The following is a 23,264-nucleotide window of genomic DNA, read 5'->3' as shown; positions in this document are numbered from 1 at the left end:
TGAGGAGCTGACCATGTCGCCACGGCGTCGTCGCCCGGCCACCATGCTGGCCGGGCTGCTCATTCTGGCCCTGTCCGCGATCCTGCTGCCACCGGCGCCGGTGTCCGGCACCGCCGCAGCCAACACACCAACCACCCGCGCGGTGCCACTCACCGGACTGACAGTGGTATCCGAACAGGTGGCCTTCGGTCTCCAGCGTCCGATCGCGATCACCGGGTTGCCCGACGGCCGGATGCTGATCGCCGAGAAGAACGGCACCGTCCGCGCCTACCACCCTGACACCGGCCTGGCAGCCGAGCCGGTGCTCGACCTGACCGCCCGGATCGACACGTCCGACAACGAGCGCGGCCTCCTCGGCATCACGCCCGCGCCGAACTTCGCGCGGACCGGCATGCTCTACGTGGCCTACACCAGCCTGCCGGCCGGCGCGCTGACCCTGGCCCGTGTGCCCATCGGCGCCCCTGACCGGGTGCAGGTGCTGCTCACCCAGGAGCACGCCGAATTCGGCAACCACAACGGCGGACAGGTGGCGTTCGGCCGCGACGGCTACCTCTACTGGTCCCTCGGCGACGGCGGCAACGCGAACGACCCGTTCAAGTCCGGTCAGAACCTCGGCACCCTGCTCGGCAAGATCCTGCGGATCGACGTCAACCGCACCTGCGGAGGAAAGCCCTACTGCGTGCCCTTCGACAACCCGTTCGTCCGGGTGGCGGGCGCGCGGCCGGAGATCTGGGTCTACGGACTGCGCAACCCGTGGCGGTTCTCCATCGACCCGGTCGACGGCTCGCTGTGGATCGGTGACGTCGGCCAGGGCCTGGTCGAGGAGATCAACCACATCCGCCCGTCGCAACGGGGAGCGAACCTCGGCTGGTCCTGCCGAGAGGGCACCCCGGTCTTCGACCGCGAGCAGTGCCGGTCGAACGTGCGCTACACCGACCCGGTCTTCGAGTACGAACATTATCTGACGGAGAACTGCTCGGTGACTGGCGGCGTGGTGTACCGAGGATCCGCCACCCCGGAGGCGTGGGGCACCTACATCGCGAGCGACTACTGCTCGACCCTCGCGTTCGCCGTGCGTCCGAAGTCCACAGGCGGCTACGAGTCCGCCACGATCGGCAACTTCCCCACCCAGCCGACCGCGTTCGGCACGGACGTGCACGGCGAGGTGTACGTGCTCAGTGACCTTCCGGGATGGCTGAGCCGGGTGCGGTTCGAGCGGGTCGCGCCAGCCTCCGGCGGCCCGGTGGCGAACCGCTGAGGAAGGCACAGGGTCGGCTTGCCGCCCTTCGGCCGCTGGTGGGCGAGATCGTTCTCGCCCACCAGCACGGCACGTGGCGCAGCGACCCCGCCCGGCACCGGTAGGTCGCGGTCGCCGAGAAACGCCGCTTGCGGCCCGCGCACGCCGCTGCAATCACCGTGACCACCACCGACGCCCTCTGCCTCCTGGTGCGTGGGTGGTGCTCTCGGTTGCGTACCGGTGATGTGATGTGCTGATGGATCCGTGGGAAGCAGCGTTTCTCGTCATCGCGACGATCGGGTCGGTTGGGGTTGCGGTCGGGGCCTGGTTCCAGGAAAAGCGCCGTTCGGCGACCCACCTGGCGGCCGTCCAGCGGAAGCTCGATCTGATCATGGATCACCTCGGCATCGCCGAGCCCGTGGAACCTGACGTCGTCAGGCACCTGGAGAACGGCCAGACGATTCATGCTGTCCGCGCCTACCGCAGGCAGACTGGCACGAGCCTGGTCGAGGCGAAGCAGGCGGTGGACCGTATCGCCAGCCGGCTCCATTCCGAGCGGTAACGCCGCGTCGAGCATGGGAGAGGGTATTCGCGGCTGACGCGGCGCAGCGAGACGAGGACCGTCGTCGTCGCGGCTGTTCTCATCGGAAGCCTGGCCGCGACGCCGTCGGTGGTCGGCACGAGCCTCGCGCTGACCAGGACGCTGATGCCGTCCGTTCCACCGCTTGTCTACCTGGGAATCGTCGCGGTCGCCGCGCTGCTCGGAGCGGTCGCCATCATGACCTCGACCCGGGTCGCCATGCGGTCGCGGCCGGTCGACGCGATTGGTGTTCGCGAGTGACGCCCGGCGGCACGACGGCCGGCACCACTCCGGCCCAGGGCGTTGGCGTCCTGGGCCGGAGCAGTGCCGGGGTTGTCGTTCTTACCGATCAGGTGATGTTGATGTCGCTGCACCACATGTAGGTCTGGTCCAGGTGCGACGCCCGCCAGAGCACGAACAGGATGTGGTTCCCGCTGCGTGCAGGGAGCGAGACGTTGAACGAGATGTTCTGCGCTGGCGCGTACCGCCCGGTCGTCGTGATCAGGTCGAGGTTGCCCCACCCGAGCCGTTGGGTGGCCGGGTTGAACCCCTGCTTGGTGACGTAGACCTGGAAGTAGTCAGCACCATGGCTGGCCTGGTCGTACATCTGGACCGTGAGGTTGCGGCTGACGGTGGTCGTCTTCCATGCTCCGGGCTGGTTCACCGCGTCGTTCCTGGCGAGGGCGTTGCTGCACAGTTGCCCATCCGGGGTGCGGGCCTGGTACTGACCGGCGAGGCCGTCGCGCAGCTGGCTCATCCAGTTCCACATGGTGTCGGGGTTGGCCTGGAACGCCCGGTAGCACATCGGGTCCTGCTGTTGCATTGCCGGGTTCGTGTGCTGGTTGCCCCAGGTCTTCCAGCACTGGTAGGCGCGAGTCGCCGGGTTGATGACGGTGCCGTGGGCCTGGGCCGCGCCGGTAAAGGGCAACGTACCGACCACCATGGCGAACAGCGTGACGAGCACTCGGAGGGTTTGACGGACGGTTGACCGAGATCGTCCGCCGGATTGATCGGACGTTTGTGAACGCACTGTTCATCCTCCGCTCTTCGGTACTAAGGATCAGAATGGGAACGCTCCCAAACCAACTGTTACATCTATGAGCGTAAATATCAATACTGATCTATTTACAGCCGATGTGGATCGAGCTGGACGAGGCCAGGATGGGGCCACCCACCCGACGGTGCGGCATGGGTCACCGATCGACGCCGGGATCAACGACGGACTACACCTGCCCGAGTGCCCGCCGAGGGACAGGTCCGGCAGGTGGTTTCGCAGATCCGGATCCGACGGCGGGACGACCGCCCGGCATGGTCAGAGCCCGGCCGCCGCGTCGTACCGGCGCCGCTGGTCGGCCATCTCCGACTCGGCCAGCGCCTCCTTGAGCGCCAACTCCGCGTACTTGGGCGGGAACATCTGCCGCAGCCGGTCGGTGAACATGACCTCGGCGGTCGCCTCGACCACCTGGATGCCGGGAGGCTCGGTGGACATGTCCATGATCACCGGGCCGGCCAGCTTGACCGCCACGTCCCAGGGGCGCCCCTGCTCGGCGACCCCGCAGAGGTGGAAGCCGTAGACCGTCCGCACGTCGGCGAGCGCGGTGACCTCGGTCGGCTCGTAGCCGTAGACGCGAACCCCGCAGATCACCGCCGGCTTCTCCCCGGTGGCCGCCTGCTGGGCATTGTGTCCGGCGTGGTTGTGCTGCCCCGGGTCCGCCTTTTCGAGCGTGGTCCGCATCCGGGCCATGATCTGCGTCTGCAGATCCGCCGGCTCCGTCTCCGGGTCGCCCCGGTTGACAAGTACGACCGCGCCGGCCGACACCGCCAGCAGGATCACCGCCACCCACACCAGGCGGTTTCGGTACCAACCCGCGAGACTCTCTCGGGAAATCATGACTGCTTCTCACCTCGTCGCCGGTTCTCAGCGCTGGCAGACCGAATCGGACGCCCCCGGCGGGTCGAACGTCGACCGCGTCGGCCATCGCAGACACCTACCTGGGGACACGTACGGCGGGCGAGGATGCCTGCCCGGCAGGATGCCCGTCGTCATGGAGATGGCCCGGCGATGCGGCGTGCGAACGCCTGCCGAGGCGGCGCGCTGCCGGCACTGCGATGCTCCCGTGCTCGCCGTTCTCAGCACGGTTGCCCCCGTGCTGCGGCGATATGAGCCATTCCAACACGTCTGGACGCACTCTGGCAACATCGACGAGCGTCAGCGTGGATTCGGCCTGCCACCGCCTCGGCACCGGCGGTAGGCACCCCCGCCCATCAACTCGGTCACGAGTAGCGGACAACCGACATCGCAGCACGGGGTAGCCGACTGTGACCATGGAGTCACTACGCGCACACTCCTCCCCGACATGTTCCCGTCGAATGGAGGAACACATGCGCATCCGATCGTTCGTCACCGCGGCACTGGCCGCCGTCCTGGCCGCCAGCGCGCTCGCGCCGCCGGCACCGGCCGCGGCGGCCACCGCCGACCGCTGGGGCTTCGCGTACGTCAAGGACCCCACCGTCGCGGTCTGGACCGTGCTGGACACCAGCCGACAGTGGGGTAGCTGGAAGACCGCGTTCCCGGCCGCCTGGGCCGACGGCATCAAGCTCGCGCCCGGCCGGTTCCAGGTGCGCTTCCCACAGGTGGGTGCCAGCTCGCGGGGCGTGCCGCACGTGACCCCGGTGAACCGGACCGGGCACTACTGCGAGGTGGTTCGCTGGTTCCAGTCCGGCGCCGACGAGATCGTCGACGTGCAGTGCCACAAGCCGGGCGGCACGCGCGAGGACACCCCGTTCACCGTGCTGTGGACGACCAGCTCTGGCGTGCTACCGGCCGGCACCTCCCACGCCTACGTGCAGTGGGGCGGCGGCGTGGTGGTGCAGTCGTACAGCTCCACGGGCGTGGTGAACACGGTCGGGCCGCTGGGCGTCGGGCAGTACCTGGTACGGCTGCCCGGGGTGGGGCTGGCCGGGGTGCTCGCCGGCAACGTGCAGGTCACTGCCGTGCAACCGAACGCCGGCCCCCGCCGGTGCAAGGTCTACTCGTGGAACGCGGTCGGCACTGACGTGCAGGTGTACGTCTTCTGCTACGACCAGACCGGCGCGTTCACCAACACCGACTTCGCCCTCTCCTACCACCGTCGGCGGCCGGTGATCGGCTCCCTGGCCCCACCGTCGTACTTCGGTTACCTCGGTACCGCCGTCGGCGGACCGACAAACGACAACTCGGTACTCGGTGTCGGCGCGAACACCGTGGCGGCCCTGGCACCCGCCGGCCGCTACCTGGCCACCTTCCCGCAGATCGGCCTCAAGGAGACCCACGCCCAGGTCGTGGCGCAGGGCGCCGGCAGCAACTACTGCCACCTCACCCAACCCTGGCCGTACACCACGAACGCCGACCTCGACGTGATCTGCTTCGACAACGCCGGCGTGGTCACCCCACACCGTTTCCTGGCCACCTTCACCTCCCGACTCTGACGCCGGGCAGGACCGGCGGCGGCCTTCCCCAGGTCGCCGCCGGGCGCGGTGGCGGCGGTCGGAGCCACCCGGCCTTGCGGTGGCATCCGCGTATCGTCCTGACCCGGGAGGGCGTCAGAAGCTGCTGACCAGCTTCACGAATGCCTCGTCGATCGTGGCGGGATCGGTGGCGTCGAAGGCCTTGCCCGACGATGCCTTGGCGATCCGGTCCAGGGTGGCGAAGTCCGACTCCCGGTCGAAGGCGATGCAGAACACCTTCACCGGACGCTGCGGGTCCAGCGCGACCTCGGCGAGCAACCGGGCCAGGTCGTTGTCCGGGTTGTACTCGTTCTTGCCGTCGGTCAGCACGACGATCGCGTTGATCCGCTGCGGGTCGTACCGGTCGAGCAGCTCCCGGTGCGCGGCCCGGATCGTCGCGTAGAGGGCGGTGCCGCCGGCGACCTGAAGGCCGGCGATCTTGCTGTTGATCCGCTTCAGGTCGAACTCGCCGAGCGGGACCTCCTCCCGGTAGGGGCGCTTCGGCGGCGTCTCGGAGGAGAACGACCAGAGCCCCACCCGGTCTTCGGTGTTGAGCAGCGCGAGGCCCTTGTCCGCCGCCGCGGAGGCCACCTGGAAACGGGTGCGGGTGCCGACCTTCGCCAGCATGGACCCCGAGGTGTCCAGTGCGATCAGGATGTTGGCCTTCTTGCGGAGCGTCCGCCAGCCGTCCAGCATCGCGCTCACCACCTCCGGGTCCGGCGGCTTGAAGTAGTTCAGCCCGCCGGTGGGCTCGGCGCCGACGCTGGCGAGCAGCTCCGCCGAGGCGCGACCCTCGTGGTTCCGGAAGCCGAGACGGGCGAAGCTCTCCTGCTGGTCACCCTCGGTCAAGAATTCCCGGAAGTCGGCCGCTGCCGCGCGCTGCCGATCATCGGCGGAGGGCAGCACCACGAACGGGTGGTCCAGGCTGAACGTGCCCTCCTTCGGGTGGACGGCGACCAGCGGCACGTTCGGCCGGCGACCCCGCTCCTGCCCGTCCTGCCGAGGACTCAGCGCGCCCGTGTTGTAGAGGTCCACCAACTCCTCTTGGAGGACGATGGCACTCATGTCGTCCGTGCTGCCCGCCCCGCCGGCGAGGTCCGCCTCGGCGAGGCTGCGCAGCAGGTCCACCGAGTCGTCGCTGTAGTGCGACACGTTGGCCTCGATCCGGCGTACGAACTGGGTGACCGCGGGGTCGGCCAGGTCGGCCCGGGTCAGGTCGCTCGACCGTTGCACCGCCGCGTAGTAGGTGGCGATTGTCGCCGCCAGCCCGGAGGTGGACAGGTTCGGGTTGTCCTTGCCGAAGGTGAAGCGGCCCCACTCCGGCTTGCCGAAGCCCGCCCACCCGTCCCGCCCGGAGAGGCCCAGGATCTCCCCCCAGCCCAGCGGCCCGCGCTGACGCACCAGCTCGGCCTTGGGCTGCGGCATAGCGATCACCAACGGGCTGTTGGCGATCGACGGGTAGCGGTCCGGGGTCTGCAGCTCCCGCCCGGCGGCCTGGTCGAGCAGGCGGAGCTGACCGGTCCACAGGCTCGACGTCGGCAGCCAGACCTGTGGCTGCGGCAGGCCGGTGTGGGTCCAGCCGCTGGCCAGCGCCTCGGTGGCCTTGCCCGAGTTCAACCCGCTCACGTGCACCTGGGCGCAGCCGCCGCCGTCGATCGACCGGTCGCTGCGGTTGTACCGCTCAGCCAGGTCGACCAGCAGAGCCGCCTTCTCCGTGGAGGAGTTGACCTGGAGGGTGGTCGCGCAGTCGTTTCCCGCTTCGTGCTGCCGGACGAACACGAACGCCCCGGCGATGACCACCAGCCCGGCGGTGACGGCGGCGGTGTACGGCAACCACTGCCGCGTACGCGTAGCGGATGGGGCCATCTGGACGTCCTCCTCGGCGGGCGGCTGGTGGCAGTCAACCTATCGATCCGACGCCACCCGGTTGCCCCGACCCCGCGCACCGCTCAGTCGTTGTCGGAGCGTCCCCCGACCGCCGTCGCGACCAGCAGCCGAACCAGGTAGACCACGACGAAGGCGACCGCCCCAACCGCGGCGGCCGGGCCGACCGCGCTCGACGCGACGTAACCGGCGGCGGCGCCGACCGAACCGAGGAAGAGCGCGGTCGAGATGCCCCAGGCGTCGGGGGCCTCACTACGCAGCCGCCGCAACGCGCCGCCGGGTCCAGCGCCGCCGTCACCAGAACCAACGCCGGGCTCCGTCACCGGCAGGTGTGCGGGCCGGGTCGCCACCGGGAGGTGCGCAGGCTGGGTCGGCTGGGCCTGGGTCGGTATCTGCGGCTGCGTCGGGCGCGGCTGCGGTGCCGTCGGCGTGACCGGGGGCAGCGGGTGGTTCGGCGTCGGCGCGCCCGCGGTCTTGTTGCCCACCTCGAGCAGATCGTCCCGGGGTAGTGGATCGCTGACCCTGCCGTCCTGCCGGAGCAGCCGCACCAGCACGCGCTCCGCAGGCGGTCGGTCCGCCGGGTCCTTGGCCAGGCACTCCCGGATCAGCTCGTCCAGTACGGGAGGCAACGCGGGCAGCTCGGGCGGATCATGCAGCACCCGGTGCATCACGGCGAAGAGCGAATCATTGCCGAACGGCGGCCGACCACCGGCGGCGAAGGCGATCGTGGCCGCCCAGGCGAAGACGTCGCAGGGCGGGCCGACCGCGTCGTTGCGGAAGCGCTCGGGCGCCATGTACGCGGTGGTCCCGATGATCCGGCTGGTCGCCGTCTCGGTGACGCCCAACGCGCGGGCGATGCCGAAGTCGATCACCCGAGGACCGTCCTCGCCCAGCACCACGTTGTCCGGCTTCAGGTCGCAGTGCACCACGCCGGCACTGTGGATCGCGGCAAGCGCGGTCACGGTGCCGACCGCGAGCCGGTGCAGGGCGTTACCGGTCACCGGACCGCGCTCGCGAACGTGCCGGTGCAGGGTCAGGCCCTCGATGAACTCGCTGACCACGTAGGGCCGCTCGCCGTCGACCTCGGCGAAGAGCACCTGCGCGGTGCAGAACGGGGCGACCCGGCGCGCGGCGGCGATCTCCTTCACGAACTGCGACCGCGCCCGTGGATCACTCAGATCGACGTTCACCATCTTGACCGCGACCCGGTCACCGGCGTCGTCCTCACCGAGATAGACGACCCCCTGCCCACCCGCGCCCAGCCGGCCGACCAGCCGGTACGGGCCGGCGGTGACCGGGTCGTGCGTCCACAGTTTCGCCAACCCTGGCACCGGCGCGCCGGCCAGCTCTGACATTCCGACTCCACACGTGTCGCGCCCGGCCACCGGCGGCGCAGGACACGGCCATCGTGCCATGTCCGCGCCGATGGCCGAGGACCGAAGACGAGCTACGCGGGTGGCCTCGCGGTCGACTCCCGGATCCGCAGTGACGGGCTGATGACGATCCGGTGGGTGGGGCGGTCGGGGTCGACGAGCCGGTCCGCGACGAGACGCACGGCGGCCCGTCCGATCGAGCGTCGCGGCGGTCGGACCGCGGTCAGCGGCGGGCTGAAGAGCCCGGCGACCTCGTCGTCGTACGCGACGATGGAGAGGTCGCCGGGAACGGAGAGGTGCCGCTCCTCGCAGTGCTGCACCAGCGCGATGGCCTCGGCGTCGGCGTGCACCAGCAACGCCGTCGTCCCGGTCGCCTGGCACCTGTCGAGGACGTCGTTGAGGACGGCGTCCCGCTCCGGCGACCGTGCGTCGGGCACCACGGCCACCACCGTCGCCTCCGGGTCGAGGCCACACTCGGTCGTGGCGTCGAGCCAGCCGCGCCGCACGTGCTGGCTGGTGGGGCTGTTGGCGTCGAGCACCAGGCCGACCTTGCGATGTCCGAGTGAGGTGAGGTGGCGTACCGCCATGGCCGCACCGAGTGCGTGGTCGGTGACCACCGACTCCATGACCGCGTGGTGGCTGCCCACCGTGGCGGTGCGTTCCAGCAGGACGACCGGGACGCCGACCTGGTCGAGCCACTCGATGGTGCGCTCGGCACTCGGTGCGTCCATGCTCGGCGCGATGATGAGCCCGTCGACGCCCATCCGCTCCACCAGGCGCGCCAGTTGCGGCTGGTCGTCGTCGGTGTCGTAGGAGGAGCCGCGCAGGACCACGCGCATGTCGAGCTCGCGGGCGGCTGCCTCGACGCCGCGAGCCACGTCCGGCCAGTAGTAGTCCAACGAGGGCACGAGCATGCCGAGGGCGCGCCCACCCAACGGGTCCAGGCCGGCGACCGGCGCCTCGTCCGCCGCCGGGGCGTCGTCCGGCAGGATCAGGGCGACCCCACCGTGGACGCGGCGAACCAACCCCTCGGCGGCCAGCTCCGCGATGTCGCGCCGGATGGTGACCGGCGCGGCGCCCAGCACCTGGGACAGGTCTGAGACGCGCATCGAGCCGTCCCGTTGCAGGGCTGCCAACAGTTGCTGGCGGCGGGCGACCTGAAGCGGCCCTCGGGAGCCCTCCGCCGTGGCGACGACAGGACTGTCCTTGGTCATGGGGGACCTCCGGGGAACGCATCGTGCGGCGAGAGCTCGCGCCACGCCGCAGCCAGCGCGCCTGCGAAGTGGTCTGCGACGGTCATGACCCCTCGGACCGATAGAGCGGCTATGAACGTTTGTGATCGTATCAGAGCACTTGGCGCGTCAGGGCAGCATCGTGCGCTCTCTTGATCGGATGTGTCCACATCGGTTTGAGAACAGCATTGACTTGCTCGGTTGTGAGCGTTTTACTTCGGAAACCCTACGGATGTCTGCGCGTCACATTCATAGGCCACACCCCCGCTCGCCACATTCCACGGAGACGGCTCGATGCGACAGGACCTCGGATGACGTTCGGGAAGACCGGCTGGCCGGCACCGGGGACGGACTCGGATGCCACCCCCGCCGCGACCTGGCACCGGGATGACTGGTTGGCCCTCGCCGACCGGATGCTCGCCGCCGCCCGGCCGTTCGCGTCGCCTACGCACGCCCTCGTCACCTTCCCCGGGCCGGAGGGCGGTTACGGGCGGGCCGTCGACGGCCTGGAGGGTTTCGCCCGCACCTTCCTGCTCGCCGGTTTCCGCATCGCGGGTGCCCGGGGAGTGGGCGTGGACGAACTCGTGGACCGGTACACGGCAGGCATCGCCGCCGGCACCGACCCGAGCTCCCGCGACCGCTGGGTACGCCTGGACGAGCACCCCCAGGCGAAGGTGGAGGCCGCCTCCATCGCGCTGGTCCTGGACCTGACCCGCCCGTGGATCTGGGACCGGTTGCCGTCCGCGGTGCGGGAGCGGGTGGTCGACTATCTGCGCCCGGCGGTCGGCGACGACACGTACCCACGGATCAACTGGGTGTGGTTCCGGCTGGTCGTCCAGACGTTCCTGCGTTCGGTGGGCGGGCCGCACTCGCTCGACGAGATGGCCGAGGACCTGAGCACGCACGACGGCTTCGCCCGCGGGGACGGCTGGATGTCCGACGGGCCAAACCGCGCCTACGACCACTACGTGGGCTGGGCCCTGCACCTCTACCCGACGCTGTGGGCCCGCATGGCCGGCGCCGCGGACCTGGCCGAGCAGCGCCGCGAACGGGACCTGGCCGGCCTCGACCGCTACCTCAGGGACGCGGTCGCGCTCGTGGGAGCCGACGGATCCCCGTTGATCCAGGGGCGAAGCCTGATCTACCGCTTCGCCGCGGCGGCACCGTTCTGGGTCGGCGCCATCGCCGGCGTGCCCTCGGTCAGCCTCGGCCAGTTGCGCGGCGCGGCCACCCGCATCGTGCGCCACTTCGTCGCCAACGGCGCCGTGGACGAACGCGGCCTGCTCACCGTCGGCTGGCACGGGCCGTGGCCGCGACTGGCGCAGTCGTACTCCGGGCCGGGTTCCCCGTACTGGGCCAGCAAGGGCCTGCTCGGCATCGCGCTACCCGCCGACCATCCGGTCTGGACGGCCCCCGAGGAGCCGCTGCCGGTGCAGGAGCGGGACACGCTGCGGGCGATACACGCGCCCGGCTGGCTGGTCTCCGGCACCCGTGCCGACGGCATCGTCCGCGTCGTCAACCACGGCACCGACCACGCCGTCGAGGGTGCCACCGTCTCAGATTCCCCGCTCTACGCCCGGCTGGGCTACTCCACCGCCACCAGCCCCGTCCTCGACGACAGCGGCTGGGCCAGCCCGCTCGACCAGTCCGTCACTCTCGTCGACGACGCGGGTCGGGTCACCCACCGCGCCGGCATGCGCGTGCTGACCGTGCACGTCGACACCGACGGCGTAGGGGTGGCCGGATCACGTGCCCTCGCCCACTGGGTCGACCCGGATCCGGGTCAGCGCGATCACGGCGGCGGCCGCCTGGGCCAGTCCCGACCGGCCGGGCACCTCACTGTGTACTCGCTGGTCCGCGGCCCCTGGGAGCTGCGTCTGACCCGCGTCGACGGCCTCGCCGACGGTGTCGAGGCGGCTGCGCTGCGGCTACGCGTCGGCGGCTGGGCCATCGCCGGGGACGCGACGGCGACCTGCGGCGACGGGGTGGCGGCAGTGACCGGGGCCGGCCTGACCAGCAGGCTCGAAAGCCTTCACGGCGGCGGAACGGCCGGCACCACCGTCGTTCCGGACGGCGGGCCCCTGGCCGGTGGGTTGGTCGTGCCCTGGCTGGACCACCCCGTCCGGCCGGGCGCATGGGTCACCGCCCTCATCGAGTTGTCCACAGTGCCGGCAGCCACGGCCGGGCAGGCATGTCGGGTCGTGGCCGACGAGGACGCCGACGGCCTGCACCTGGCGGTCGACTGGCCCGACGGGATCAGCACATCGACCCGTCTGGACATGGAGCATGCCGGGCCCACCCAAGCGGCCTGGTAGCAGTGCGGGCCCGTCCGGGCCCCTTGACCTGAAGGAGAAAGGGATGAAGCGTGCGATACCGGCCGTCATCAGCGCTGCGACGGCCCTGACGCTTGTTCTCGCCGGCTGCGGGGGCGGAGACGAGCCGGTCGACCCCAACGCCCCGGTGACGATCACCCTGGCTGGCTGGAGCCTGGCGTCCACGCCCGAGTTCAAGACGCTCGCCGACGGCTTCAAGGCGACCCACCCGAACGTGACGGTGGAGCTCAAGGAGTACGCCCCGGGCAACGACTACGACACCCAGATGATCACGGACCTGGCCGCCGGCACCGCCCCGGACGTCTACGTCATGAAGAACCTCAAGAACTTCTACACGTACCAGAGCGGTGGTCAGCTCCTCGACGTCTCCGACGTCGCCTCCGGTCTCGGCTCGGTCCCGGCGCTCGCGTCGTACCAGGTGGACGGCAAGGCGTACGCGGTGCCGTACCGGCAGGACTCGTGGGTGCTCTACTACAACAAGGACCTGTTCGCGAAGGCGAAGGTGACGCCGCCGGACGGCAGCTGGACCTGGGACGACTACACCGACGCGGCGAAGCGACTGCACACCGGGCTGAAGGGGGCCGGCTCGAACGCGACAGGCGCCTACCAGCACACCTTCCAGTCGACAGTGCAGGGATTCGCGCTCGCCCAGACCCCCAACGCGGACCTGCTCTCCGGGGACTTCGGCTACCTGAAGCCGTACTACGAGCGGTCACTGGACCTGCAGGCGGCCGGCGCGCAGCCGACCTTCGGCACCGCGAAGACCAACAAGCTCACCTACCAGGCGCAGTTCGGCAAGCAGCAGTCGGCGATGCTGCTGATGGGCACCTGGTACGTGGCCACGCTGCTCAACCAGCGAACGAGCGGTGACGCCGACAAGTTCCAGTGGGGGATGGCACCGGCGCCGCAGTTCGACAAGTCCACCACCGGCACCTCCGCCACACCTGTCACCTTCGGTGACCCGACCGGCTTGGGAATCAACCCGAAGATCAGCAAGTCCAAGACCGCCGCGGCCAAGGACTTCCTCAAGTACGCGGCCGGCCCGGAGGCCGGCAAGGCGCTGGCCGGGATCGGCATCACCCCGGCCCAGGTCACCGACGCGGTCACCGCGAGCCTGTTCGGGCTGGACGGCGTGCCGCAGGACGACCTGTCGAAGTTCGCCTACGCCAAGCACACCATCAAGCCGGAGAACCCGGTGTCGAAGCACACCGCCGGCCTGCAAAACCTCCTCAACGAGACGCACTCGGCGATCCTCTCCGACAGCAAGGGCGTCGACGCGGAGCTGAGCAAGGCGCAGACCCGCGCCAAGAACGAGGTCCTCAACCAGTGAGCTGATGGCGGGCCCGGCGCGCCTGAGCCGCACGCCGGTCCCGCCACCACGCCGAACGCTTCCGGAGACTCCCTATGGCAACATTGCCGCGCACGAGACCCAGGAACCGGCGGCTGGTGTCGCGCAACACGGTCGCCGGCTGGTCGTTCATCCTGCCCAACTTCCTCGGCTTCGCCGTGCTCACCCTCCTACCCGTCGTGGTGCTGTTCTACGTGGCGTTCACCAACTGGAACGTCTTCGGGGTGGCCGAGTGGACCGGCACCGCCAACTTCCGGCGGATGTGGGACGACGCGAGCTTCTGGACCGCGTTGCGCAACACCGTCTACTACGCCGTCTTCCACATCCCGCTGACCCTCGCGGCAGCACTCGGGCTGGCGCTGCTGCTCAACCGCAAACTGCGCGGCGTACGGTTCTTCCGTACCGTCGCCTTCTTCCCCTACATCACCTCGATCGTGGCGATCGCGGTGGTCTGGAACCAACTGTTCAGCCCGGAGTACGGCCCGATCAACGCTCTCCTCGGCGCCGTCGGGGTGGACAATCCGCCGGGCTGGACCGCGTCCGCGACCTGGTCGATGCCGGCGGTCATCATCGTCGGCACCTGGCGGTACATGGGCTACTACATGCTGCTGTTCCTGGCCGGTCTACAGACCATCCCGGCCCAGCTCTACGAGGCGGCCGAGACCGACGGCGCCTCACCGTGGCAGCGGTTCGTGCACGTGACCCTCCCCGGGTTACGGCACACCACCTTCTTCGTCACGGTGCTGCTCACCATCGAAAGCTTCAAGGTCTTCGACCTCATCCTCGTGATGACCGGCGGCGGACCGGGCCAGTCGACACTGGTGCTCTCGCAGTACATCTACCAGAAGGGCTTCGAGGAGAACCAGTTCGGCTACGCCTCGGCGGTCTCCATCGTCCTGTTCGCCATCTGCTTCGGCATCACGGTCATCCAGTTCATGGTCAACAAGCGGAGGAACAGCTGATGACCGCGACCGACCTCTCCACGCCCGTCCCGGCCATCGCCGCGCCCGGCAACCACGGAACCTCCGCCCGACGTGTCAGGTCTCGAGGCGGGCGGCTCCTCGGGTACGCCGCTCTCGTGCTCGCGGCGGCAGGGCTGCTGCTGCCGTTCTTCTGGATGGTGGTGGCGTCGTTGAAGAGCAACAACGACGTCTTCACCATCCCGATCACCTGGCTCCCCGATCCCGTGGTGTGGCGAAACTACGTCGACATCTGGCAGCGCTCGGACATGACGACGTGGCTGCGGAACACCCTGCTGCTGTCGGTGATCGTCACCTTCCTGCAGGTGCTCACCGGCAGCTTCGCGGCCTACGGCTTCGCCCGCGTCCGCTTCCCCGGCCGCAACCTGCTCTTCCTGGCGTACGTCGGGACGATCGCGGTGCCCTGGCAGTCGTACATGATCCCGCAGTTCATCCTCATGTCGAAGGCGCATTTGTCGAACACCCTGTGGTCGATCGTCGCGATCCAGGCGTTCGGCGCGGTCGGCGTGTTCCTGATGAAGCAGTTCTACGAGACGATCCCCGAGGAGCTGAGCGAAGCGGCGCGGGTCGACGGGCTCAGCGAGTTCGGCATCTACCGACGGATCATCCTGCCGCTGTCCCGGCCGGCGCTAGCCAGCCTGGCCCTGCTGATGTTCACGACCACCTGGAACGACTACCTCGGCCCACTGATCTACCTGCGTAGTCCTGAGCTGCGCACCATCCAGTTGGGGCTGAACACCTTCATCTCCCAGTACAACGCCGAGTACGCGCTGATCATGACGGGCTCGGTGCTGTCCGTGCTGCCCGTCGCTGTCATCTTCCTGCTCGGCCAGCGCTACTTCATCGAGGGCGTCGCCTCGACCGGACTGAAGGGCTGAGGCCCATGCGTTCGCGCCACCACACCATCACCGCCGTCTTCGACGGGTTCTACGTCGCGCTCGTCACCAACCTGCTGCTGGTGCTTGGTTGCCTGCCCCTGGTGACGCTCGCGTTCACCACCGACGCGGCGCGCTCCTGGCCCCTGTACGCGCTCACCGCCCCGCTCTGCGCGCCCGGGCTCTGTGCGGTCTTCGCGGTCATGTCGGCCTACTCGGCCGGCGACTCCGGCGGCGTGCTGCGCACCTACGGCCGCGCCTGGCGAGCCACTGCCCGACCGGCGATGCTCTGGACGGCGGCGGCCGTGACCGCCCTGGTGGTGCTCGCCGTCGATGCCCGCGCCGCGTGGGGCCACCGGGTCGGAGCACTCGCCCTGCCGGTGCTGGCGACCCTGATCGTCCTCACCGTCGCGACCGCGCTGCTCGGGCTGGTGACCATCACCCACCGACCCACCGCACCGCTGCGCGAGGTGGCCCGTACCTGCGTGTATCTGGCGGTGCGCCGGTGGTACCTCACCGCCGCGTCTCTGCTCGTGCTCGCGCTGCTCGCCCAGATCCTGGCGGCCCGCCCCGCGATCGCGCTCGGCCTCGCCGCCGCGCCGCTGCTCTACGTCGTCTGGGCCAACAGCCGCTTCACAGTGCGCGCCGCCCTCGATCCGCCAACGACCGCACCCCAGCGCACCTGACCACCACGTTCCGGCCATCGAGCCGAGACGCCGTTGACACTGCCCGGCACCGGACCGGACCCACGAGGGAGAACAGCATCCATGACGGCGACCGACGTCCGTCCCAGCTCCGACGCAGAGGCCACGGCGGCCGCGGTGGCCGCCGCGATACGCACCGTCGACGCGAACATCGCCACCTTCGGCGACCGGTACCCCGCGGACACCACAGACGCCAACCGCTACCCGCTGCGGCCACCGAGCGCCGGCCAACCCGAGGGCGCAAACGTCGGCTGGACCACCAGCTTCTGGCCCGGCCAGCTCTGGCTGGCCCACGACCTGACCGGTGCCGACCACCACCTGCGGGCCGCACTGTCGCACGTGGACAGCTTCGCGGACCGGATGACCCACGGCATCGACCTGGACACCCACGACCTCGGGTTCCTCTACACCCTCTCCTGCGTCACCCCGGCTCGTCGTACCGGCGACTCCCGGGCCCGGGGCGCGGCTCTCGCCGCCGCCGACCACCTGATGACGCGCGTGCTCGAACCCGCCGGAATCATCCAGGCCTGGGGCGACCTGAACGACCCCCGCCAGCGCGGCCGCACAATCATCGACAGCCTCATGAACACGCCGCTGCTCTTCTGGGCCAGCCAGACCACCGGCGACGACCGCTACGCCGCCGCGGCCCGCCGGCACACCGCTCAACTTCGCCAGCACATCCTGCGTCCGGACGGCACCACCTTCCACACCTTCTACTGGGACCCGGACAGCGGTGCGCCGCTGCGCGGGGAAACCGAACAGGGCCACGCCGACCACTCCTGCTGGGCCCGCGGGCAGGCCTGGGGCATCTACGGCTTCAGCCTCAACCACCGGCACATCGGCGACCCCGCACTGCTCGCCGCCGCGCGGACCTGCGCCGACCACTTCCTCGCCTGCCTGCCCGACGACCACGTGGCGTACTGGGACCTGGAGTTCGGCGACGGCAGCGGACAGGAGCGGGACAGCTCCGCCGCGGCCATCGCCGCCTGCGGCCTCGTCGAACTGGCGGACGGCCTCACCGACACGGCCAGCGCCGACCGGTACCGCAAAGCCGCCGCCGCGATCCTGCGCTCGCTCATCGACCACTACTCCACCGGCGGCCAGCCGGGCTCGAACGCGCTGCTCCTGCACGGCGTCTACGACAAGCCCAAGGACATCGGCGTCGACGAGGGAACCCTGTGGGGCGACTACTTCTACCTGGAAGCCCTCACCCGCGCCACCATTCCCGGTTGGACCAGCCCCTGGTGACCCCGCGACCGACCCGCTCCGCCCCACATCCCGAAAGGTGACCATGGACTACCGCTACCACTGCACCATTCCCGCCGCCGACGGCCGGAACACGCTGCCCGTCAATCCCTGCCGGCTGCTGGACTTCACCCTGCTGCGGCTGTCGGCCGGCGAGTCCTGGACCGGCGAGTCCGGTGACCGGGAGATCCTCGCCGTCATCCTCGGCGGCACTGCCAACTTCACCGTCGCCGGCCACCACTTCCCGCAGGTCGGCCAGCGCGCCGACGTCTTCTCCGGCAAGCCGCACTCGGTCTACCTCCCGGCCGGCTCCTCGATCACCATCGAGGCTGTCACCGCCGTGGAGATCGCCCTCCCCAGCGCACCCAGCGACCTGGCCACCGACCCCTACGTCATCGCGCCGGAGCAGGTCGCGACCGGCCGTTGGGGAGCGGCCAACTTCGGCCGCAACTACCACCAGATCCTCACCGAGATCGCCCAGCCGGAGCTGCCCGCCCGCCGGCTCATCGTCGGCGAGACCTACACGCCCTCGGGCAACTGGAGCACCTACCCGCCACACCGGCACAAGGTCGACGACCTGCCCGCCGAGGCCGCACACGAGGAGATGTACTACTACCGCGTCAGCCCGGCGAACGGTTTCGGCATCAGCCGGGTCTACACCGACGATGGGTACGAGGAGAACGTCACCATCCGTGACCACGTGATGCAGATGATGCCCGAGGGCTACCACACAGTGGTCAGCGCACCCGGCTACACCACCTATTTCCTGTGGTTCCTGGCCGGCACCCAACGCACCCAGGGCGCCCGCGAAGACGCCCACCTCGCCTGGGTGGGCCAGACCGTACCGACCCTGCGCAGCCTGGGCCTGTAGCGACGGTCCCGGACACCTTTTCGCCTCGACGGCCGCGTCGCGATGGTCACCGGCGGCATCAGTGGGATCGACAGGCCATCGCGACCAGGCCGGCGCTGACAGCTGGGCGAGGTCAGCGCCGGCCGGCCAGGAAACCCGTGCCACCGCCGGGTCCACCACGGCCGTACGGTCACGCCTCGGAGTCGCGAACGTCTGCCGCCTCCTGCCCGATCGGCGAAACGGGCACCTCCAGCGGCTGTCCCCGGCCTCGCAGCGCGTCGAGGAGCGCGACCAGGGCCACGAATCCGATCAGGCGGGAAGGGGAAACCCGGCCGAAGATCTCGTACTCCAGCCGCATCCGGGCGACCAGGAAGAGCATCGGACCGCCAACCACGAACAGAAGCCAACTGGGCCGCGGCTGCCCGAACGGATGGTCGATCACCAGCTCGTAACCGACTCCCGTGACGAGCACACTGAGCACGATCACTCGCCATCGCTTGGACCTCCCCGTGGAGCGGTGGCGCAGGCGGCTCCGCGCCACCATCGCCCCTCGCCCTCCCGTGGTCAGGGGGCGTAAAGGGCCGCAACCGGTGCCCAGGCGGCCTGCCGGGCGTTGCGGATGCGAGCTGTGGACTATCGCCCGGTGCTCCGGTCCACCGCACCGGGGATCGGGGTGCTGTCCGGGAACGCGTCGTCGAGCAGCGCCACCCCGTCCTGGGGATGCGCGCGCTCGACCAGCTCCGACCGCGAGGCGCGCTTCTTGGCGCGGTCGACGCCCATCGCCTCGTCGCGGTGCTGCTCCAGCGCTGGGTCACACTGGCCGTCGCGGTTGAACGACCACATCAGCATCGGCTCGCCCAACGGCAGCCTGTCCCCCGGGCCCTCGTCGAGGCGGCCGGTGTGCCAGGTGTGCCAGGTCTTGCCGTAGCTGTTGATCAACATTGCCATCAGCGCCCGCTCGGCGGACTCCGGCAGCCCCGGGGCGATCAGCGAGCCGCCGAGCACCTCGAAGTTGTGCGGGTGCCAGTACCCGCGTTCGGCCTCGGGCAGCGTGCCGTACAGCCGCTCGGACACGATGTACTCGATGCCGATCAGGTTGGCCTCGGCCGTGTTGCCGTCGAACAGCACGCACTGCAGGAAGTCGTCGTTGACCTGACGACAGTAGTGATGCGCCTCCATCTGCATCGACGGGTCGTCCTTCGCCGGGTGGAACCCGACGACGTACGCGTCGAAGCCCTTCAGGGGCGTCGTGTCCTGGAGGGCCTTGGAGCCGAGTGACAGCCCCTGGTGCCACAGGCTCGTCGACTCTCCCGGCGGTCGTACCGGGCTTGGACGCCGTTCCATCGATCACTCCTTCGCCAGGATCATGTCGTCTTCAGGCCAGGCTAGGTGGACTGAAGATCAGCTTTCGCGTTTCGGGAAGTAGCTCCGCGTTCGGGTTCGGATCCTCAACCTTCGGCTCGGGCACGTCGGAGCACCGGATTTCCCCTCATCAGCTGTCCCATCGTCGCTTCGGCCACCCCGGTGTCGTACCCGGTCCCGCCCGACGAAACCCGCGAAACCGACCCGGACGACTGCTCCGGCGCCAGGCACCTTGTGCGCGGTTGCCTCGGGTCGACTGCTGGCCCAGCGCCTCAGCCGAGCTGCGCCCCCGAAGCCCTTCTCGCGAACCTCGGGTGTCTGATCATCAGTCACTTTCACGACCGATTCGGCTTGCGGACATTGCGTATCCTGATGCCTACTCTCTGGAGGGTGGCATGGTCGACACGTACCCGCAGTTGTCGGGCCTCATCGAGGCCGCCGCCCGTGCTGGGGTGGCTCGGCTCGCTCCCGAGGAGCTTGTGTGCTTCGCCTCGGTCGCCGAAGCGTGGCGGCGGGACGGGTTGTCGCCGCGGGGCCGACCGGCACCCGGCGCAACGATCGGGTTCGGCATCGACGCGGTCCTGGTCAGCGAGATCGCCCTGCAGGCCGTCGCGTCGGGTCTGAGCGACGTTCTCGTGACCGGCGTGACGGCGGCTGGCGCCGGTTGGTGGCGCAGCCGGCGACGTCGGTCGACGGCACCGGCACCGGAATCGATCGAGTCGGGCGACGACGTACTCGTCGACGGGGACCGGTTGACCCTGACCGATGCGCAGGCCACCGCTCTACGCGAGGCGTGCCGGCGCCACGGTGTCGCCCTCGGGCTCACCGAGGAGCGGGCCGCGCTGCTGGCCGACGCGGCGGTGGGTGCCCTGCACCACAGCGTCTCCGCGCCGGAGTGACCCACACCGACGGGCAGCCGCCGACCGTTCCGGCGATCCGGAGACCGGCCGGACCGCCCACTCCGCTGCTCTGGCTCTATCTGCAGGTCGTCGGATTGGTGGGTGGCGTTGGTGTCGCGCTGGGCACCGTGTTCTTCTCCGGTCACCGTCCACTGGCGCAGCCGTACGCGCAGGCGATGGTCGGGTGCTCCAGGGCCTATGACGTCGACCCGAGCAGTCCCGCCGAATTCGACGCCACCCGGACGATGCAGTTTCTGACCTGCATGTCCGACCCGTCCCGGGTACGCGGGTTGGTGATGCTCGCCGGTGGGGTCCTGCTGATGGCCGGACTTGCCCTGATCATGGCACTGACCCCGGTGGTCGACCGGTGGCGGCTGCGCCGCCACCGACTCCCGGGCAGCATCGCCGGCGCCGAGCAGCGGTTTGCCGAACTCTGCGATCGGCACGGGCTGCACGGTCGGCACCGGCCCGAACTGGTCGTGGCGGGACCGTCGGTGCGGCAGGCGTTCACCACCGTCCGGCCCGGCGGCCGGCCACTTGTGGTGCTGCCGGCCGCGGTGGCCGTGGGTCACCGCGACCCGGCGCGGTTCGACCCGGTCGTCGAGCACGAGTTGGCGCATGTGCGGGGTCGGGACGTCCGGTGGGTCTCCGCGGTGCGCGGTCTGCTGTGGCTGGTCGTACCGGCGGTGCTGGTGGCGAGTGTTTCCGAGATCCGCAGGGAAGGGCTGACCGAGATCCCGACCGTCGCTGTCGGCCGGGCCCTGGTGCTGATGCTGCTGAGCGCCCTGCTGCGCGCGCAGGTGTTGCGACTGCGCGAACACGAGGCGGATCAGCAGGTCAACCGGATCGGTGACGCCACCGCACTGGTTCGGCTCCTGGAGGCCGCTGCCGCAACCCGGCCGCACCACCCCGGGCGGCTCCGCCACCTGTTCGCCCGGCACCCGACGCCGCGACGGCGGGCCGCCGCGCTGCGTGGCGGGCAGCCGGTGTCGGTCGACGGCCCGATGCAGGCTGCGGTGACCGGGGCGGTGACGGCGATCGTCGCGGGGGCGGCGGCACAGGCGGTGAACGCGTTGGCCCCCGACCGGGATCTCTCCGTGCTGCCGGCCGGCCTGATCGGTGTGCTGCTCGGGTTCGGGCTGACCCCCGCGCTGTACCGCCGGGCACTCACCGGCGCGCCGTCACGGCGTTGGCCCCCCGTCGTCGCGGCCGCTGCCGGTCTTGCCGTGGGCGGCTTCCTCTTTCCCACCGGGATTACCGTTGGCGGTGCGTCGTTCCCCACCGGCACTGCCAGCCTGGGCATCAGTCTGCGGTTCGCGATCATGGCCGCGCTGGCCGGCGTGGTCGCCGTCACCGCCTGCACCGTGCTGGCGGGGCTGGCGACCCGCCGGGGCCCGGACCGGTTCACCTCCTTCCGGAGGGGGTTCACCTATCTGGCGGCCGCCGCGACCGTCACGGCGATCTGCTGGCCGTTGCAGTTCCTCGCCAGCGGCCTGGAACGGTCGGCGCCCGTACGCGCCTGGCTGGTGTACGCGCTGCCCGCCGCGCCGTGGCCGTGGCTGGGCCTGACCCTGCCGACGGCGGTCGTGGCCCTGATCGGCTGGCGTCGGCTCGCCACCCGCGCCGTCCTGTCCGTCGTGGCGGTGACCGGGTTGGTCGGTGCGGGCCTCGCATCGGCACTGGCGCTCCGGAACCCACCGGCCACGCTGGACGCCGCGCTCTCCCTCCTTCAGCAACGAGGGTGGATCTGTGCCCTGGCCGGGTGGGCGGCACTCGTGGTGCTCGCCGTCGGACGCGGTGACCCCGGTGTGGGGAGAGCCCTTGTCGCCGGTGCGGGTGTCGCGGCGCTGACCGGCACCTCCCAGTTCGTGCACCAGTGGCTTGCCGGCCGTACCGCGGATGCGATCCTGCTCCGGCTGTATGTCGGTGCGCCGGTGATCTGGTGGCTCTACCTCGCGGCGCTCACGATGCCCGTCCTGCTCGGGCTCTCCGCTCTCGCCGGACGGCTCGGACAACGAACCGGTCCGCTCGGACGGCCAACCCGCCGGCCCGGCGGTCGAGCATGGCTGTGGCCGGCGGTGGGTCCGGTCACCGCGGCGCTCCTGGTCGGGGGCGCGGCGATCATCGGTCTGCCCGGCGGGCCGGTGCTGCTGCCGACCGGGGCGCCGCCGACCACCGCGCCGGCGGTCGTGCAGGTGCCGTCACCGACCACCGTCGGGCCGAGCGCCAACGCCTCGACTGGCACCCGGACCGGTGCTGATCCTGGCCGGTTGCTCACCGTCGCGGAGGCGGGCGCCGCCGCCAACGCGGTCCGGTCGGCCCTGCCCGCGTTCTGGAAGCCGCAGCAGCAGGAGGACACCCAGGACTCCGGCGCGGTCGTCGAGCCGGCGGCCTGCCGGGAGTTGGCCAGGGACGACTATCTGCGCCGGGTCGAGTCGGACGAACGGGTCGACGAGAGTCGCAGCTTCGCCACCAGGAAGTCGTCGACCAGCATCAGGCAGTCCACGGTCATCGTGATCGTCACCTCGTACGCCCACCCCGTTCCGGACACTCTTCTCGACGAGGCCGAGGCCGCCCGCGCCGCGTGCCCCCGGTTCACCGCCCCCGTCCCCGGTGGCTCCCCGGTGCGGTTCACCGTGAGCGCCCAGCCGGGCCCTCAGGTGGGAGAGGAGTCCTGGCGGGTGCGGTACGACCTCGTGTCCGGCAGGGGTTCGAGCAGGATCACCGGTACGACCCTGTACGGCCTGGTCCGGCTCGGTCACAACCTGGTGGTGGTGCAACTGACCGCCATCGCGGAGCCGCTGGACGAGGCCGTGTTCGAAGCCGCGGTCTCGTCGACGGTGACTGCCCTCAGCCGCTAGTCGGGCCTCGTCCTG

Annotated in this window: 20 protein-coding genes; 13 read left to right on the top strand and 7 right to left on the bottom strand. The window is 70.3% G+C overall.

All coding sequences use genetic code 11. The annotated features are described in order from the left end of the window. Positions 1-13 precede the first annotated feature (13 nt). The 3 genes from AB0F61_RS30085 to AB0F61_RS30075 all read left to right on the top strand — a co-directional run bounded on the left by AB0F61_RS30085 (position 14) and on the right by AB0F61_RS30075 (position 2,078). Complete coding sequence (locus tag AB0F61_RS30085; protein ID WP_357816547.1) at positions 14-1,258, top strand: PQQ-dependent sugar dehydrogenase; 1,245 nt, start codon at positions 14-16, stop codon at positions 1,256-1,258. A 235-nt stretch (positions 1,259-1,493) separates the two neighbouring features. After that, on the top strand, positions 1,494-1,799 hold the full coding sequence (locus AB0F61_RS30080) for a hypothetical protein (protein ID WP_357816544.1): 306 nt from the start codon (positions 1,494-1,496) through the stop codon (positions 1,797-1,799). A gap of 144 nt (positions 1,800-1,943) precedes the next feature. Next, on the top strand, positions 1,944-2,078 hold the full coding sequence (locus AB0F61_RS30075; RefSeq protein WP_357816542.1) for a hypothetical protein: 135 nt from the start codon (positions 1,944-1,946) through the stop codon (positions 2,076-2,078). 88 nt (positions 2,079-2,166) lie between these two features. On the opposite strand, the gene AB0F61_RS30070 is transcribed toward AB0F61_RS30075, so the two are convergent. Together AB0F61_RS30070 and AB0F61_RS30065 are read right to left on the bottom strand one after the other, a co-directional pair. Continuing rightward, the gene (locus tag AB0F61_RS30070; RefSeq protein WP_357816539.1) at positions 2,167-2,781 is read right to left on the bottom strand and encodes a lytic polysaccharide monooxygenase; all 615 of its coding nucleotides are present in this window, start codon (positions 2,779-2,781) and stop codon (positions 2,167-2,169) included. A gap of 348 nt (positions 2,782-3,129) precedes the next feature. Then, positions 3,130-3,708 carry a hypothetical protein gene (locus tag AB0F61_RS30065; protein ID WP_357816537.1) on the bottom strand — a complete coding sequence of 193 codons (579 nt, stop codon included), beginning with the start codon at positions 3,706-3,708 and terminating at the stop codon, positions 3,130-3,132. A 491-nt stretch (positions 3,709-4,199) separates the two neighbouring features. Between AB0F61_RS30065 and AB0F61_RS30060 the strand changes: the two genes are divergently transcribed. After that, positions 4,200-5,285, top strand: coding sequence for a hypothetical protein (locus AB0F61_RS30060; RefSeq protein ID WP_357816534.1), 1,086 nt, complete (start codon positions 4,200-4,202; stop codon positions 5,283-5,285). Between the two features lie 114 nt (positions 5,286-5,399). Here the strand turns inward: AB0F61_RS30060 and AB0F61_RS30055 are convergent, their stop codons facing one another. The 3 genes from AB0F61_RS30055 to AB0F61_RS30045 form a co-directional block, all read right to left on the bottom strand. Then, positions 5,400-7,169 carry an extracellular solute-binding protein gene (locus tag AB0F61_RS30055; RefSeq protein ID WP_357816532.1) on the bottom strand — a complete coding sequence of 590 codons (1,770 nt, stop codon included), beginning with the start codon at positions 7,167-7,169 and terminating at the stop codon, positions 5,400-5,402. An 83-nt stretch (positions 7,170-7,252) separates the two neighbouring features. Continuing rightward, the gene (locus AB0F61_RS30050) at positions 7,253-8,542 is read right to left on the bottom strand and encodes a serine/threonine-protein kinase (RefSeq protein ID WP_357816529.1); all 1,290 of its coding nucleotides are present in this window, start codon (positions 8,540-8,542) and stop codon (positions 7,253-7,255) included. Positions 8,543-8,634: 92 nt separating this feature from the next. Continuing rightward, positions 8,635-9,774 (bottom strand): substrate-binding domain-containing protein, encoded by a 1,140-nt coding sequence (locus AB0F61_RS30045; RefSeq protein WP_357816526.1) that lies wholly within the window; start codon positions 9,772-9,774, stop codon positions 8,635-8,637. Positions 9,775-10,103: 329 nt separating this feature from the next. Between AB0F61_RS30045 and AB0F61_RS30040 the strand changes: the two genes are divergently transcribed. The 7 genes from AB0F61_RS30040 to iolB all read left to right on the top strand — a co-directional run bounded on the left by AB0F61_RS30040 (position 10,104) and on the right by iolB (position 18,148). After that, on the top strand, positions 10,104-12,107 hold the full coding sequence (locus tag AB0F61_RS30040; protein WP_357816523.1) for a DUF2264 domain-containing protein: 2,004 nt from the start codon (positions 10,104-10,106) through the stop codon (positions 12,105-12,107). Positions 12,108-12,150: 43 nt separating this feature from the next. After that, positions 12,151-13,455: an extracellular solute-binding protein gene (locus tag AB0F61_RS30035; RefSeq protein ID WP_357816520.1), complete on the top strand. Its 1,305-nt coding sequence runs from the start codon at positions 12,151-12,153 to the stop codon at positions 13,453-13,455. A 116-nt stretch (positions 13,456-13,571) separates the two neighbouring features. Continuing rightward, positions 13,572-14,435 (top strand): sugar ABC transporter permease, encoded by an 864-nt coding sequence (locus tag AB0F61_RS30030; protein ID WP_357816517.1) that lies wholly within the window; start codon positions 13,572-13,574, stop codon positions 14,433-14,435. Further along, positions 14,435-15,331 carry a carbohydrate ABC transporter permease gene (locus AB0F61_RS30025; RefSeq protein ID WP_357816515.1) on the top strand — a complete coding sequence of 299 codons (897 nt, stop codon included), beginning with the start codon at positions 14,435-14,437 and terminating at the stop codon, positions 15,329-15,331. The genes AB0F61_RS30030 and AB0F61_RS30025 overlap by 1 nt, the downstream gene beginning before the upstream one ends. Before the next feature lie 5 nt (positions 15,332-15,336). Then, positions 15,337-16,014 carry a hypothetical protein gene (locus AB0F61_RS30020; RefSeq protein WP_357816512.1) on the top strand — a complete coding sequence of 226 codons (678 nt, stop codon included), beginning with the start codon at positions 15,337-15,339 and terminating at the stop codon, positions 16,012-16,014. Between the two features lie 81 nt (positions 16,015-16,095). Continuing rightward, entirely contained in the window at positions 16,096-17,280 is a 1,185-nt protein-coding gene (locus AB0F61_RS30015; protein WP_357816509.1) for a glycoside hydrolase family 88 protein, read from the top strand. Between the two features lie 43 nt (positions 17,281-17,323). Further along, entirely contained in the window at positions 17,324-18,148 is an 825-nt protein-coding gene (gene iolB / locus AB0F61_RS30010; protein ID WP_357816576.1) for a 5-deoxy-glucuronate isomerase, read from the top strand. A 169-nt stretch (positions 18,149-18,317) separates the two neighbouring features. Here the strand turns inward: iolB and AB0F61_RS30005 are convergent, their stop codons facing one another. Continuing rightward, complete coding sequence (locus tag AB0F61_RS30005) at positions 18,318-18,614, bottom strand: low temperature requirement protein A (protein WP_357816507.1); 297 nt, start codon at positions 18,612-18,614, stop codon at positions 18,318-18,320. Positions 18,615-18,760: 146 nt separating this feature from the next. After that, the gene (locus AB0F61_RS30000) at positions 18,761-19,471 is read right to left on the bottom strand and encodes an OBAP family protein (protein WP_357816504.1); all 711 of its coding nucleotides are present in this window, start codon (positions 19,469-19,471) and stop codon (positions 18,761-18,763) included. A 413-nt stretch (positions 19,472-19,884) separates the two neighbouring features. On the opposite strand from AB0F61_RS30000, the gene AB0F61_RS29995 reads away from it, so the two are divergent. Further along, positions 19,885-20,388: a hypothetical protein gene (locus AB0F61_RS29995; protein ID WP_357816502.1), complete on the top strand. Its 504-nt coding sequence runs from the start codon at positions 19,885-19,887 to the stop codon at positions 20,386-20,388. Further along, complete coding sequence (locus AB0F61_RS29990; protein WP_357816500.1) at positions 20,385-23,249, top strand: M48 family metalloprotease; 2,865 nt, start codon at positions 20,385-20,387, stop codon at positions 23,247-23,249. Before AB0F61_RS29995 ends, AB0F61_RS29990 begins: the two co-directional genes overlap by 4 nt. Positions 23,250-23,264: the final 15 nt, after the last annotated feature.

The sequence above is a fragment of the Micromonospora sp. NPDC023888 genome, from assembly GCF_040639415.1.
GTDB lineage: Bacteria > Actinomycetota > Actinomycetes > Mycobacteriales > Micromonosporaceae > Micromonospora.
This window is presented reverse-complemented; position numbering and strand designations above follow the sequence as displayed.